Annotated in this window: 14 protein-coding genes; 11 read left to right on the forward strand and 3 right to left on the reverse strand. The window is 63.6% G+C overall.

Translation table 11 applies throughout. The annotated features are described in order from the left end of the window. Positions 1-64 precede the first annotated feature (64 nt). A complete protein-coding gene (locus IB263_RS15000; RefSeq protein ID WP_060521913.1) occupies positions 65-964 on the reverse strand; it encodes a LysR substrate-binding domain-containing protein in 900 nt (299 codons plus the stop codon). 106 nt (positions 965-1,070) lie between these two features. Between IB263_RS15000 and IB263_RS15005 the strand changes: the two genes are divergently transcribed. The 3 genes from IB263_RS15005 (at position 1,071) to IB263_RS15015 (ending at position 2,359) form a co-directional block, all read left to right on the forward strand. Beyond that, positions 1,071-1,265: a hypothetical protein gene (locus tag IB263_RS15005; RefSeq protein ID WP_060583963.1), complete on the forward strand. Its 195-nt coding sequence runs from the start codon at positions 1,071-1,073 to the stop codon at positions 1,263-1,265. A 213-nt stretch (positions 1,266-1,478) separates the two neighbouring features. Beyond that, a complete protein-coding gene (locus tag IB263_RS15010; RefSeq protein ID WP_371814112.1) occupies positions 1,479-1,694 on the forward strand; it encodes a hypothetical protein in 216 nt (71 codons plus the stop codon). Positions 1,695-1,756: 62 nt separating this feature from the next. Next, positions 1,757-2,359, forward strand: a complete 603-nt coding sequence (locus tag IB263_RS15015; RefSeq protein WP_060583919.1) for a nitroreductase family protein — start codon at positions 1,757-1,759, stop codon at positions 2,357-2,359. A 43-nt stretch (positions 2,360-2,402) separates the two neighbouring features. On the opposite strand, the gene IB263_RS15020 is transcribed toward IB263_RS15015, so the two are convergent. After that, the gene (locus IB263_RS15020) at positions 2,403-2,720 is read right to left on the reverse strand and encodes a potassium channel family protein (RefSeq protein ID WP_034798484.1); all 318 of its coding nucleotides are present in this window, start codon (positions 2,718-2,720) and stop codon (positions 2,403-2,405) included. Between the two features lie 307 nt (positions 2,721-3,027). On the opposite strand from IB263_RS15020, the gene IB263_RS15025 reads away from it, so the two are divergent. After that, a complete protein-coding gene (locus tag IB263_RS15025; protein WP_034798485.1) occupies positions 3,028-4,698 on the forward strand; it encodes a SulP family inorganic anion transporter in 1,671 nt (556 codons plus the stop codon). A gap of 59 nt (positions 4,699-4,757) precedes the next feature. Here the strand turns inward: IB263_RS15025 and IB263_RS15030 are convergent, their stop codons facing one another. After that, positions 4,758-5,192 (reverse strand): GFA family protein, encoded by a 435-nt coding sequence (locus IB263_RS15030; protein WP_034798487.1) that lies wholly within the window; start codon positions 5,190-5,192, stop codon positions 4,758-4,760. Between the two features lie 280 nt (positions 5,193-5,472). Between IB263_RS15030 and IB263_RS15035 the strand changes: the two genes are divergently transcribed. The 7 genes from IB263_RS15035 to IB263_RS15065 all read left to right on the forward strand — a co-directional run bounded on the left by IB263_RS15035 (position 5,473) and on the right by IB263_RS15065 (position 13,310). Then, complete coding sequence (locus tag IB263_RS15035; protein ID WP_034805426.1) at positions 5,473-5,997, forward strand: RNA polymerase sigma factor; 525 nt, start codon at positions 5,473-5,475, stop codon at positions 5,995-5,997. Then, positions 5,994-6,935: a FecR family protein gene (locus IB263_RS15040; RefSeq protein WP_127889785.1), complete on the forward strand. Its 942-nt coding sequence runs from the start codon at positions 5,994-5,996 to the stop codon at positions 6,933-6,935. The genes IB263_RS15035 and IB263_RS15040 overlap by 4 nt, the downstream gene beginning before the upstream one ends. A gap of 93 nt (positions 6,936-7,028) precedes the next feature. Beyond that, entirely contained in the window at positions 7,029-9,521 is a 2,493-nt protein-coding gene (locus IB263_RS15045) for a TonB-dependent receptor (protein WP_192438661.1), read from the forward strand. Between the two features lie 304 nt (positions 9,522-9,825). Then, positions 9,826-10,962: a transporter substrate-binding protein gene (locus IB263_RS15050; protein ID WP_060521916.1), complete on the forward strand. Its 1,137-nt coding sequence runs from the start codon at positions 9,826-9,828 to the stop codon at positions 10,960-10,962. After that, positions 10,959-11,540: an ANTAR domain-containing response regulator gene (locus tag IB263_RS15055; protein WP_060521917.1), complete on the forward strand. Its 582-nt coding sequence runs from the start codon at positions 10,959-10,961 to the stop codon at positions 11,538-11,540. Before IB263_RS15050 ends, IB263_RS15055 begins: the two co-directional genes overlap by 4 nt. Next, on the forward strand, positions 11,540-12,388 hold the full coding sequence (locus IB263_RS15060; protein WP_060530383.1) for an ABC transporter permease: 849 nt from the start codon (positions 11,540-11,542) through the stop codon (positions 12,386-12,388). Before IB263_RS15055 ends, IB263_RS15060 begins: the two co-directional genes overlap by 1 nt. Before the next feature lies 1 nt (position 12,389). After that, positions 12,390-13,310 carry an ABC transporter permease gene (locus IB263_RS15065; RefSeq protein WP_110818825.1) on the forward strand — a complete coding sequence of 307 codons (921 nt, stop codon included), beginning with the start codon at positions 12,390-12,392 and terminating at the stop codon, positions 13,308-13,310. Positions 13,311-13,337: the final 27 nt, after the last annotated feature.

Raw genomic sequence — 13,337 nt, forward strand, 5'->3', positions numbered from 1 at the left:
TCCAGAACGGGAGAAATTTCCGGGGCGGTCGAGACGCAAGGCCACCCCGCTCCGACAGCCGCCCTCAACGTTTTTGCTGGCCGATCTCGCCGAGAATCCACTGGCGGAAGGCGCTGATTTTCGGGGCGTTTCGCCGGCTTTCCGGATAGACCATCCAAAAGGCCTGGCTCTCGTCGCAGAGCAGATCGAAGGGCTGGATCAGACGCCCGTCGGCGAGTTCCGCGGCAAAGAAGGCCGGCGTCAGGATCGCCACGCCCTGTCCGGCCGCGGCCGCATTTCCCTCATAGACTTGGGCGCCCATGCTGGAGCCGGGCCGGCTCGCAAGCCCTTCCACCGGCACGTTGGCGGCGGCAAACCACTGCGCCCACCAGGGATCACCGGGGTCGAGAAGCGGCAGGCGCAGGAGGTCGGCCGGTTCTTTCACGCCACCGATGCTGGCCGCAAGGCCTGGGCTCAACATCGGCGAAAAATCGGCGTTGATCAGACGGTGGGCGGCAAGTCCCGGCCACTCGCCGCGGCCTGAGCGAATGCCGATATCGACCTCCTCGCGACTGAAGTCGACGAGATGCGGCTCGGTTTGAAGTCGCACGGCAAGCGAGGGGTGAGTGATCTGAAACGAGCCGAGGCGCCGCGCCAGCCAGTTGGAGGCAAAGGTCGCGATCGTACTGATGACCAGTGTTCCCTGGGCGCCGCCGCGCGCGCTCACATAGGCTTCGCTGAGCTGCTCGAAGACCTGCGTCACCACGGGTGCAAGCCGCTGGCCGACCTCGGTGAGCGCGATCTGGCGTGGGCGGCGGAGGAACAGGGGTGCGCCGATCCGATCTTCCAGCACCTTGATCTGATAGCTCACCGCAGCTTGCGTCATGCCGAGTTCGCTTGCGGCATTGGTGAAACTTCCATGGCGCGCGACCGCCTCGAAGACCCGTATCGCCGTCAATGGGGGAAGCGGAAGCGTCTTATGCATCAAATGGCCTTATGCATGGTGACCGATATTCGATTGGAAGTTGATGCCGTCCACAACCATTTTCAAGGTCCGTCCATTAGACGGATTGATGAAGAGGATGACGGCTATGACAACCATTCAAGTACGTAGTTTTTCGTCGACAAACGATTTTTCCGTCGGTTCCTGGCTGGCGCTCCTGTTCGCGAGGAAGAGCCGGACGACCGATGTCGTCGACGTCAGGGATCTGTCGGATCACCTGAAGCGGGATATGGGCTTTCTCGACGGCAACCGCCCCGACGGGCACGACCGCCCGACCGCATGATTTCGCCCAACCGTATGATTTCAAAAGACCCGGGCGGACCTCCCACCGCCTGGGTCTTTTCTTGCCCGCGACGCAGCGTCGTCGCCCGGGCGGAGCAGTTTTCCACGTCCCGCCCGCTCTTTGGGTCAGAATTCCTTTAATCTACTGTTTAAGTGGATAATCTCGGTGGTGTCGGCCGGCGCGAGTTTGCGGCGGCCGCCTGAGATGAGGTCCATGATGAGCATGTTGCGGCAATACGAGCGTTTGAGTGCAATCCGCGAGGTCCTGCAGGGCCGGCTGGAACTGCACGAGGCACGCGATTGTTTTGGTTTCGACGATATCGAGGATGGCACGGTCCATGAGCTTAAGGATCGCATTGCCGAACTCTCCGATGAGATCTCGACCTTGAAAAGCCGCTGCGGACGCTATCAAAGCTTCGGCCGTCAGTGACCAAATCCGCCAACAATTACCTGAAGTGACGGCGGCACGCCGTCGATGAATGGAACATCCCCATGACGTTGCATGTAAATTCCCGTGTCGCAGATTATGCGATCAACCCGCTTTTTCTCGAGCGCTGGTCTCCGCGCGCCTATTCGGGTGCCGAGATTTCCGAGCCCGAGCTGTTCGAGATTCTTGAGGCTGCTCGCTGGGCGCCGTCCGCCTACAATGCCCAGCCTTGGCATTTCGTCTATGCGCGCCGCGGCAGTGAAGGCTGGGAGAGGCTGCTCGGCCTCCTGAACGAGTTCAACCGGAGTTGGGCGGCGGAGGCATCGGCGCTGATCTTCGTGCTGTCGAAGACTTCACTGTTGCCGCCCGGCGGTAGCGAAGAGGTGGCGTCCTACACCCATTCCTTCGATGCCGGTGCCGCCTGGGGTGCGCTTGCGCTGCAGGCAGCGCATTCCGGCTGGCAGGCGCACGGTATGGCCGGTCTCGACTATGAGCGCGCGCGAACGGAGCTCGGCGTGCCCGAGAACTACCGGATCGAAGCGGCCGTTGCGATCGGGCGTCTCGGCGACAAGGCGCTGCTTCCGCAAGCGCTGCAGCAGCGCGAGCAGCCAAGCCCGCGCAAGGCGCTGTCGGAGATCGTATCCGAGGGCCGGTTCGTGGCCGGCTGACCCGTCAAACGAGGGGGCGGGCAAGGCTTGCCGGCTTGCCCCCTCAGTGGTCGTCGGTCTCATCCCGGCTAGTCTCATTCAGCGCCTGCACGGTGACCGCAGCGACGAGGCCGGTCAGTACGATGCCGGAAAAACCGATCACCAGCGCCAGCACCCGAGCGCTCAGATGCTTCGGCGTGATGTCGCCGTAGCCGATGGTCAGGCCCGTGACGAAGGTGAAATAGAACGCTTCGTCGAGCCGCCAGTCTTCGATGCGGCCGATGACGACGCCGGTTCCTGCCATTACGATCAGGATCGCTGAGAAGATCGGCCAGAGCAGCTGAAGCTGCTGGTAGAGATTGGAGAAGAACCGGCGTCGCATTCTCTTCGTCTGCCGCCGGCGTTGAGATTCCGCCACGCAATCCTCCCTCTCGCGGATAGGCCTGGAAGGCGAACCAGCCGCGCCCCCAAGACGATCGGCCCAAGGCTCGCTTGCCGCCGTCGAAATCCCTTCGCGAACGCACCGCCGCCGCTCTGAAGATAGCCCTGAGTCGGGTCGGCTTCCAGCGCCTGTTTTCCGGCCGGCAAACGGGATGCGATGCCGTCAGTTGCATTTCTTGCAACCGCTTTGGCCGAGTGCTATCGCTTTAGAATAATCTCATGAAAGCTCCTGCCAAAGGACCACCCGGATGGCATCGCATGAGCATTCACTTGCCGGCGACGGCCGCTCTCTCTCCGCGGGCCTGCGGCTCGACGTGATCGCAGGTCTTACGGCCGCCGCCGTGGTCCTGCCCAAGGCGATGGCCTATGCCACGGTCGCCGGCCTGCCCGTCAGTGTCGGCCTCTACACCGCCTTCGTGCCGATGATCATCTACGCGCTTCTCGGCACGTCGCGCGTTCTCAGCGTCTCGTCGACCACCACGCTTGCGATCCTCGCCGGCACGCAGCTCGGCCTTGCCGTCCCGGATGGCGATCCGGCCAAGCTGCTGACGGCGACCGCGACGCTGACGGCGCTCACCGGCGCGCTACTGTTCCTGGCATCGCTGCTGCGTTTCGGCTTTGTCGCCAATTTCATATCGTCGCCGGTGCTGATCGGCTTCAAGGCCGGCATCGGCCTTGTCATCGTGCTCGACCAGGTGCCGAAGCTGCTCGGCATTCACATCACCAAGGAAGGCTTCTTCCGCGATATCCTCAGCATCGCCGGGCACCTGTCCGAGACCTCGATGCTCACGCTCGCGATTGCGGCCGCGGCTCTGGTGGCTTTGCTTGCGATGGAGCGCCTCTGGCCGCATTCGCCGGCGCCGCTTCTGGCGGTGGCCGCGGGCATCGCGCTTTCCTGGTTCGCGGGTCTCGCCGCGCTCGGCGTTTCCACCGTCGGCTTCATCCCGCAATCGCTGCCTTCGCTGACACTTCCGAGCTTGGGTCTTGTTCAGGAACTCTTGCCGGGCGCGCTCGGCATCGCGTTGATGAGCTTCACCGAGACCATTGCCGCCGGCCGGGCCTTTGCCGCTCCGTCCGACCCGCCGATCCGGGCGAACCGCGAGTTGCTGGCGACGGGTGCCGCGAATTTCGGGGGCGCCTTTTTCGGTGCCATGAGTGCCGGCGGCGGCACGTCGCAAACCGCCGTGGTGCGAGCGGTCGGCGGCCACAGCCAGATGGCGTCTCTGGTCACCGCGGCGGCTGCGGCTGCGACCATGCTGGTCCTGGCGCCGCTGCTCGGCCTGCTGCCGCAGGCCGTGCTTGCGGCGATCGTCATCGTCTACTCGGTCGGGCTCATCAAGCCCGCGGACTTCCTCTCCGTCCGCAAGGTCCGGCTGATGGAGTTTCACTGGGCGTTGGCCGCCTTTCTCGGCGTGCTGTTTTTCGGCACGCTGCAGGGCATCATCGTTGCAATCGTGCTGTCCTTCATCGGGCTCGCGCGCCAGGCGGCCTCGGCGAAGGTCTATGTCGTCGGCCGCAAGCGCGGCACCGATCGGCTGCGGCCGCTCTCGTCCGCGCACCCCGATGACGAGACCTTCGAGGGACTTTTGATCCTACGCCCGGAGGGTCGGCTCTTTTTTGGCAATGCCCAGCAGGTGGCCGACCAGGCGCAGATGCTGGTCGCAAAGCAGAAGCCCAGAGTTGTCGTGCTCGACATGAGCCGGGTTTTCGACATCGAATATTCGGCGCTGCAGATGATGATGGAGGGCGAGCGCCGCATCAGCGAACACGGCGTCACCGTCTGGCTGGCCGAGCTGAACCCGGACGTGCTTGCCTATGTGCGCGCATCCGGCTTTGCCGATCAGCTCGGCCCTGACCGCCTGTTCGTCAATACCCGCACGGCGCTCCAGCACTATCTGGCCGGCGCCGCGCAGGCGTAAAGCAATTCCAGGAAAAGCGCACAGCGGTTTTCCGTCCGGAATTGTGCTCAGAAAATGAGCTATTCCGCCATCATCTCGCCCGTTCCGCCGAAGGCCGGCGGGAAGTCCCGATACTTCGGCAGGCCGTCCTTCATCGGCAGCACCGTCTCCTGATAGTTGACATGAAGCATCGGCTTGAAGGCAAGCGACGGGATTGCCGCTGCAAAGACGTCGGTGACACCCCAGAGCGGATGTTCGGTCATGAGATGCCCGCCGCAGGCCTTGCACCATTTGCGCACGCTCGTTGCCGTCTTCTGGTAGCCAACCAGATTGTCCGCACCCTTGACGATCTTGACCTTCTCCGGTGGCCAGAGCGTAAAGGCGTTGACCGGGCCTGCCGACCAGCTTCGGCAGGAACTGCAATGGCAATAACCCATGGCGGCCGGATCGCCGCTCACTTCGATCTCGACTGCGCCGCAGAAGCACTTTCCGTTGAGGCTGCCGTTCGCTGCCATGACTTTCTCCTTTCGGTTCTTGTCGCCCGGAAATCTGGCTCTTGCTGATAACCGGCGTGAACCCTGCCTGAGGGTCTCACTCTGAGCCCTGAGGTCAACGCCTCCTTTCGAGCTAGTTGCACTGCTGACGGCCTCGGAAATTAAAGATGAGTACAATACTCATATTTGTTGTGCGCACCGCACGGGCGCGCTAATGAACGCCGGCGCTGCCTCGTCTGCACCGCGCCCTGTCTCTCATCTTCGCTCTGCCGACGGCTCCGGATCGGCCCTGAAACCTATCATGCCAGAGAAATCATCTTCGCATTTGATGCTCGACGACGCGATCGTCGCCTACTACGACGAGCTTTGCGCGATGACGCGGCGGCGTGGTCACCAGGCGGCAACCGCGAACGAGGTCGTTCACGAGCTTTATGTTCGGTTGGTCGATCGGCGCACGCCGCTTGAGGGCAAGTCGTCGCTCAGGGCGTTTCTGCGCCGCGCCTGTGCCAATCTCGGTATCGACCGGCTGCGGCGCGACCGCTTCGAGTTCAAGCTTTTCTCCGGTAGCGAAGAAGACGCTCTGGCTGTCGCCAGCGATATCACTGCGCCTGATGCCAACATCGATCTTCCCCGGCGGCTGGCGATCCTGAAGAGGGCGATCATGGACATGTCGCTGCAGCGGCGGCGCGTCTTTCTCGCAAGCCGCATCGGCAACCTCACCTCGGACGAAATCGCCATGCGCACAGGGATCAGTCGCAACATGGTCGACCGGCATCTGCGCAAGGCCTATCTGCATTGCCTCGACCGGTTGGAGGAGGTGTTGTGACGGCGCGCGACAGGAGGATGCGCGAGCAGGCGGTGGATTGGCTCGTCCGCCTGACGGGTGATCCCGACGATGAAGCGTTGCAGCTCGCCTTCGAACGCTGGCGCGCGGAGGATCCTGCCCATGCCGAGATTTTTGCGCGCGCTCAAAGGGCGATCGGTGACGCATCGCTCTTGATCCGGCGCGAACCGGAATTCGCCCAAAGGGCGGTGAAGCGGACAGGGACGCGGCGAAAAACCGCAACAGCGCTGGCGGCCATCGTCAGCGTCGGCGCCGGCATTTTTGTTGCGCTCGACGGCGCCCTGTGGATGCAGGCGGACGTCATCGCCGGCAAGGGTGAAAGGCCGATTCTTACCCTTGAGGATGGCTCGACACTGCAGCTCAACGCCCAGTCGGCCGTCGCCTATCAGTTCACTTCCGCCGAGCGGCGGATCGTGCTGCTGCGTGGCGAGGCCTTCGTCCAGGTCGCGGCCGACAGCCAACGGCCCTTTGTCGTTAAGGCCGGAGGCGGCACGACGACGGCACTCGGGACGGCATTCGACGTCAACCTCACCGACGACGGCACCAGCGTCACCGTTCTCGAACACGCCGTATCGGTCGCGACGGACGCGGCAATGCCGCCGCGCCGCGTCGCGGTCAACGAGCAGGTCAGCTACGACCATGACGGCCGGCTCGGCGATGTCACGCCGGTCGATCCATTCGTGGCAGCAGCATGGCGGCAGGGGCGCCTGGTTTTCGAGGAACGCACGATCGCGTCCGTCGTCGAGGAAATCGGGCGCTACGTTCCCGGCAAGATCCTGATCGCCGATGCCGGCGTCGGCGCCAGGCGGGTGTCCGGCAGCTTCGATCTCTCCGATCCCGTCGGCGCATTGCAAGGTCTTGCCGAAGCCTTCGACGTCAAGGTCACCCGGATCGGACGCTACGTCACGATCCTGCGCTAAAAAAATCGAGGACGAGGTGTCCCTGAACCGGCACCTCGTTCGTCCAGAAACCAGACCCCGGCCGTTTCGGCCATCTCTCTGTCTGGAACCATCATGTCATATTCGAATACGACCGGCCGCCGCCGCCAATCCGGAATTCTCAACCTGCTGATGGCAGGCACCGTGTTTGCCCTCACCACCACCATCGCTCTTGCGCAAGATGCGGTGCGGCATCACGTCGACGTACCTGCGGGCAAGCTGACGACGGCCGTCAATCGCCTGGCCTCACAGCTCAAGCTTCAGGTGGTGTTCGACAGCTCGGTCGCCTCTGGCGTCACCACGCCAGGCCTTTCCGGCGAGATGACGGCCGAAGAGGCGCTGGCGCGGTTGCTGAGCGGAACGGGCGTCCGCTATCGTTTCGTCGGCAGCTCGACGGTGAAACTGATGGGTGCGGTGGAAGCCGCGACGCCGGCAGACGGCGAAGGCACGAAGCTCGCGCCCATTGTCGCCCGCGGCGACGCCAAGGACGGTGACCGCGCGCCGAACATCGCGGTCCTTGATGCTGAGGACATCGAAAAGGCCCAGGCATCGAGCCTTCCGGAATTGCTGCAGAAGACGCCCGGCGTGTCGATGGGCGGTGGCGTGCGCATCGAAGGACAAACGCTCGCCATCCGCGGCTTTGCCCGGCAGTCTGACGTGCGGATCATCCTCGACGGCGCGCCGAAGAATTTCGAGAAGTACGACCAGGGCACAGTCTTCATCGAGCCCGAACTGCTCAAGCGCGTCGAGATCGAAAAGGGCGCGACATCGGTGCGCTACGGCAATGGCGGCTTCGGCGGCACGGTGCTGATGGAGACCAAGGACGCGGCTGACATGCTCAGGCCCGGCGAAGAATGGGGCGTCTGGGCCAAGTCCGGTTTCCAGAGTGCCAACAAGCAGTTTCTCGAAACCGGCGCGCTCTACGGAAAGTCGGATTTCGGCGGCCCCATCACCTATGATGGCCTTCTGGCCGGCACATGGCGCAAAAGCGACGACATGCGCGTCGGCGGCGGCGAGGTCTACAACTATTCCAACTCGAAGCTGACCACCCTGCTTGCCAATGTCGGTGCCGCATATGACGGCCACGAGATCAGGGGGACGGTCGCCTACGGCCAAAACGACAATTGGGGACCCGTGGCCGCCATCCGCGGCCAGTCGGCGCCGTCGGACTACAACATCACCCGCTACGGCTACAAGGAAGCGATGCGCCGGCTTCTCACCTGGCGTGAAATCGAGGATTTCACCTCGACGCTTACCTATAGCTATACGGGCGACAGCGACCTGGCGAATTACCGCATGATGGGGAGCTTCTCGTCGACCGGCCAGCATGCGAAGCGGCCCGACATTCCGGGGCTCAACCCCAGCGCATCCGTCGGCGGCTACGAAAACGATGCCACCTACACCGATATCAAGTTCGAAGCGGAGAATACCTCCAACTTCACGCTCGGCGGACTGTCGCACAGCCTGAACTATGGCATTCAGTACCTGGATCATGACCGGGACATCTGGATGTATGACATCGCCAACCGCACCCAGGCGCAGTACAACTACGGCTCCTACGCCCCCTGGTTCATGCCCGAGGGCTCGCAGAAGACCTTTGCCGCTTTCGTTCGCGATCGGATCGAACTGACGGACACGTTTGCCGTGACGCCGGGCCTGCGCTACGACCATGTGCGCTCGAAGGGCGTGCCGAACGAGGCGCCGCGGTTCAACAATCCGCTGGCCGGGCACGACTATTCAGCCGTGTCGCACCAGGGTGTGACGCCGGCGATCAGCCTGTCATGGGAAGCCACGCCGTCGGTGCGGTTCTTTGCCGACTGGGCCTATGCGATGCGGGTGCCCAACATTGACGAAATCTATTCGACCCAGAGCGTGCTTACCAAGGCTTCCGGCACCAGCCGTGATCTGGAGGTCGAGCGTAACAGCACCTTCAACATTGGTGTCGACTTGAGCTTCAACGACGTGCTGACGACCGACGACATGCTGTCGACGCGTATTTCGGTCTACAACAACCACGTCTCCAATCCGGTAACGCGCCGGTTCGGCACGGCCAACCTCGCCGACGTTACCGGCAACGTGCCATTTTACTGGAACACGCCGTCCTACGATATCCGCGGCATCGAGTGGCAGGCGCACTACGAGACCGAGCGTATGTTCGCCGATCTCGGCGTGTCCTGGATGACCGGCGAGCGGACCGGCGCCGTCAACAACGTCTGGGGACCGGACACCTATATCAACGATCTGGCGCCCCTGACCGTGATCGCGACGGCCGGGATCAAGGTACCGGATCAGGACCTCGCCTTCGGCTGGACAGGCACCTTCGTCGACGACCAGAACCGCACGCCCTACAATCAGGGCGGACAGACCTACGCGCGCCCGCCGAGTGCCGGCTATGCGGTGCACGGCCTCTTCCTCGACTGGACGCCGACATCGGGCTTCATGGAGGGTGGCGAAGTGCATCTCGCGGTCGACAATATCTTCGACAAATACTACGAGCCCTATCTCAGCGACGGGATCTCGGCGATGCCCGGCCGCAACTTCAAGATCGCGATCAGCCGCAAGTTCTGACCGGACATGGACCCGGCCGGCCGGCATGCGGGCCGGCCGAATGTCCTCCTACGCGCCTCCGCGCAGCAGTGGCGCTTGATTGCGGTGCTCCACCCGCCTCTGTCTGTAAAGTTGCGTATAATAGGTTGCGAGCTTGCCAATCCTTGCTTGACAGCCGTCGATTGCCCGTATCTTAATCATGCTCTCAGATTGAGCATGATCAATCCATTCACATGACCTCGATGGTCGACGGGCAGTTTCGCCCCATGATGCCCCCATCTTCGATGGGCCCGGCGTCGTGGGGTTTTTGGTTTTTGGCGGGTACATGAGCGGCGCGGTAAAGATCGGCATCCTCTATTCGACGACCGGGCCCTACGGGACGATGGGCCGCGACTGTCGCGACGGCGCGGAATTGGCGATCGAGGAGATTGCGGCAAGCCATCCGGGCCGGATCGAGCCGGTTTTCATCGATCCGGAAGCCAATATCGACCGCTATCTCGAAGGCGCCAGATCGCTGCTGCGCGACCACGGATGCCGCCACATCATCGGCACCATCACCTCGCTCGCTCGCAAGGAGGTCATTCCGCTTGTCGAAAAGCACGACGGCCTGCTCTGGTACATGTGCCCCTATGAGGGCTTCGAGGCCAACGACAACGTGATCTATACGGGCGGCTGCCCGAACCAGCATTTGCTGCCCTTGCTCGACTATCTGCTGCCGCGTTTCGGCAACCGGCCCTATCTGATCGGCGCAAACTATGTCTGGGGCTGGGAAATGAACCGCCTGGCGCGTGAGCTGGTGGAGGAAGCCGGCGGCGCAATCCTCGGCGAGCGTTACCTGCCGCTGGAGGAAACCGCGGTCGAGCGGATCGTCGCCGAAATCGAGCAGCGCCGGCCGAGTTTCATCCTCAACAATCTCGTCGGTCCTTCCAGCTACGCCTTTCACGCGGCGATCCGGGCGCTCGCCGTGCGCGATCCGGGGTTCCGACCGGAAAACTGCCCCGTCGTCAGCTGCGACCTTCAGGAGTGCGAGCTGACGGATATCGGCCTCGGGGTCGCGACCGGCCAGCTCTGTGCCGCCTCCTATTTCGACACGGTGGTTTCGCCCGACAATGCGGCCTTCAAGCTGCGCGTTGCTAGTCGCTTCGGGCCCGGGCGGCGCATCTCCAGCCTGTTTGCCAGCGCCTATGCCTCCGTCAAGCTTTGCGCCGAGGCGATCATCGAGGCGGGCGTCGACGATCCCGCGACGATCACGCAGCTTGTTTCGGCAGCGGCGCATCAGAGTGTGCTCGGCCCGCTCAGGATCGATCCGCAGACCCACCATGCGGCGTTGCCGTTCCATCTCGGCCGCATCAGCGACGACGGAGGCTTCGACATCGTCACATCGCTGCCGTCAATTGCCGCCGACCCCTATCTGACCGGCCAGCGCAAGCGCAAGGCGCCCCAATTGCGGATCGTCTCATGAGGGAAACACCGAACTTCACCGGCTGGCGTGCGGCAATCCTGCACCGCGAAGACCAGACGACGGAGCGGCTGGTGCGACAGCTCACGCTGTTCGGCTTCGACGTCACCGTACAATGGCAGCCGCTCGATGCGCGCGACCTGCCCGATATCATCCTCGTCGACGCTGACCAGGGCTGGAGCGGGCTCTTGCCCTGGAAGGACGAACAGGCGCCACGGCCGCTGATCGCCTTGCTCGGCTCGGAAGCACCGGGCCGGGTCGCCTGGGCGATGGGGCAGGGGGTTGCGGCCATCATCGCCAAGCCGGTCGCGTCCTCGGCGGTCTACCCGGCCCTGGTGTTGGCGGTTGGGATCCACGAGGAGCGCCGCGCCGTCGCCGACAAGATCGCCCATCTCGAAGAACGGGTGCGCATGCGCCCGCTCGTTCATGCCGCCGTGCAGAAGATCGGTCAGGCCTGCCATGTCAACGAAGAACAAGCCTATGGAATCCTGCGCAATTGCGCGATGAAAAAGCGCCTGTCGATGGAGCAGATCGCCGGTTCCATCCTCGGCGGTGCCGAGCCCCTGCCGGAGGCCGGTTGATGCAGGTTTTGAAATCCATGTTCAGGCAGCCGGCGGCGCTGTTCGGTCTCGTCGTCGTGGCACTGGTCGTCATGCTCGCTGTGGCCGCTCCGCTGGTTGCCCCCTATAGCCCGGACGAACAGATGTTCGACGGGCTGACGCTCGAAGGCGCGCCGTTGCCGCCGAGTGCTCAGTTCCTGCTCGGTACCGATACGCTCGGCCGCGACCTCTTTTCGCGCCTGCTCTACGGCGCCCGAACTTCGCTCGTCATCGGCCTCGTCGCCAATGGCGTTGCCGTCTCGATCGGGCTCATGATCGGCATTCTCTCGGGCTACATGCGGGGCCTTATCGGCAGCGCACTGATGCGCTTCACCGACCTGATGATGGCCTTTCCGGCGCTGCTGCTGGCGATCGTGCTTGCCGCACTGCTGCGCCCAAGCCTCTGGATCGTCGCCATGGTGATCGCGCTCGTCAACTGGGTCCAGGTCGCCCGCATCGTCTATACCGAGACCCGTGGCTTGGTTGAACGCGACTTCATCCTCGCCGAGCGCTCGCTCGGTGCCGGCCACGGGCGCATCCTGTTTCACCACATCCTGCCGCATCTGGTGCCGACGGCGATCGTCTGGGGCACGCTCGGCATCGCAACCACGGTGCTGCTCGAAGCGACGCTCTCCTTCCTCGGCATCGGCGTCCAGCCGCCGACACCCTCCTGGGGGAACATCATCTTCGAGAGCCAGAGCTATTTCCAGGCCGCGCCCTGGCTGGTGTTCATCCCCGGCGCCGTCATCCTTTTGACCGCGCTCTCCTTCAATCTGGTCGGCGATGCGCTCCGCGATATCCTCGACCCGACGCAACGCGGGAGGGGCTGAGATGGCATTCCTTCTGCTGCGCCGTCTCGTGCAGACCGCGCTCATCATGCTCGGCGTTGCCGCCATCACCTTCCTGTTGCTCTATGCGCTTCCCGCCGACCCGGCGCGCATGATCGCCGGGCGCAGCGCAACGGCGCAGACGGTCGCCAACATTCGCCGGGAACTCGGGCTCGACCAGCCGCTGCTCGTTCAGTTCTGGAGCTATCTCCAGGGGCTGGTGCAGGGCGATCTCGGTCGCTCCTACGCGCAGAAGACCGATGTCGGCACATTGATCGCGGCGCGCCTGCCGGCAACGCTGATCCTGATGGCGGCCGGCATTTTCGTCGAAGTCCTGCTCGGCGTGTTTCTCGGTGTCGTAGCGGCCATCCGGCGCGGCGGTTTCGTCGATCGGCTCGTGATGATGGCATCCTTCGTCGGCGTCTCGGCACCGCAATTCGTTGCGGCCCTTTTGCTGCTCTATGTCTTCGCGGTCACGCTCGCCTGGTTCCCGATGAGCGGCTTCGGCAGCTTCGCCCATGTGGTCCTGCCGGCGCTGACGCTCGGCATCCTCGGTGCCGGCTGGTATGCGCGCATGGTGCGCTCGGCGATGATCGACGTCTTGAACCAGGATTATGTGCGCACCGCACGTGCCAAGGGCCTGTCCTCGTTCCGCATCATCTTCCGCCACGCGCTGCCGAACGCGCTTCTACCCGTCATCGCCATGATCGGCATCGATATCGGCCAGTTCATGAGTGGGGTCGTTGTCGTCGAGGCCGTCTATGGCTGGCCAGGCATCGGCCAGCTCGCCTGGCAGGCGATCCAGCAGGTCGACATTCCGATCATCATGGGGGTGACGCTCGTCTCGGCGCTCGCGATCGTGCTTGGCAACCTCCTTGCCGACCTCGTCGCGCCGCTCATCGATCCGCGCATCCGCGCCCGCTAATCCGAAACCAACCAAAAAGGGGAACAA

The organism is Ensifer sp. ENS03, from assembly GCF_014852035.1.
Classification (GTDB): domain Bacteria; phylum Pseudomonadota; class Alphaproteobacteria; order Rhizobiales; family Rhizobiaceae; genus Ensifer; species Ensifer adhaerens.

Bases quoted from the DNA above. Each gene is read 5' to 3' on its own strand.
- IB263_RS15065 (WP_110818825.1), top strand. From the start codon at position 12,390: ATGGCATTCCTTCTGCTGCGCCGTCTCGTGCAGACCGCGCTCATCATG.
- IB263_RS15005 (WP_060583963.1), top strand. From the start codon at position 1,071: ATGACAACCATTCAAGTACGTAGTTTTTCGTCGACAAACGATTTTTCC.
- IB263_RS15055 (WP_060521917.1), top strand. From the start codon at position 10,959: ATGAGGGAAACACCGAACTTCACCGGCTGGCGTGCGGCAATCCTGCAC.
- IB263_RS15050 (WP_060521916.1), top strand. From the start codon at position 9,826: ATGAGCGGCGCGGTAAAGATCGGCATCCTCTATTCGACGACCGGGCCC.
- IB263_RS15015 (WP_060583919.1), top strand. From the start codon at position 1,757: ATGACGTTGCATGTAAATTCCCGTGTCGCAGATTATGCGATCAACCCG.
- IB263_RS15020 (WP_034798484.1), bottom strand. From the start codon at position 2,720: ATGCGACGCCGGTTCTTCTCCAATCTCTACCAGCAGCTTCAGCTGCTC.
- IB263_RS15010 (WP_371814112.1), top strand. From the start codon at position 1,479: ATGATGAGCATGTTGCGGCAATACGAGCGTTTGAGTGCAATCCGCGAG.
- IB263_RS15025 (WP_034798485.1), top strand. From the start codon at position 3,028: ATGGCATCGCATGAGCATTCACTTGCCGGCGACGGCCGCTCTCTCTCC.
- IB263_RS15000 (WP_060521913.1), bottom strand. From the start codon at position 964: ATGCATAAGACGCTTCCGCTTCCCCCATTGACGGCGATACGGGTCTTC.
- IB263_RS15045 (WP_192438661.1), top strand. From the start codon at position 7,029: ATGTCATATTCGAATACGACCGGCCGCCGCCGCCAATCCGGAATTCTC.
- IB263_RS15030 (WP_034798487.1), bottom strand. From the start codon at position 5,192: ATGGCAGCGAACGGCAGCCTCAACGGAAAGTGCTTCTGCGGCGCAGTC.
- IB263_RS15060 (WP_060530383.1), top strand. From the start codon at position 11,540: ATGCAGGTTTTGAAATCCATGTTCAGGCAGCCGGCGGCGCTGTTCGGT.
- IB263_RS15035 (WP_034805426.1), top strand. From the start codon at position 5,473: ATGCCAGAGAAATCATCTTCGCATTTGATGCTCGACGACGCGATCGTC.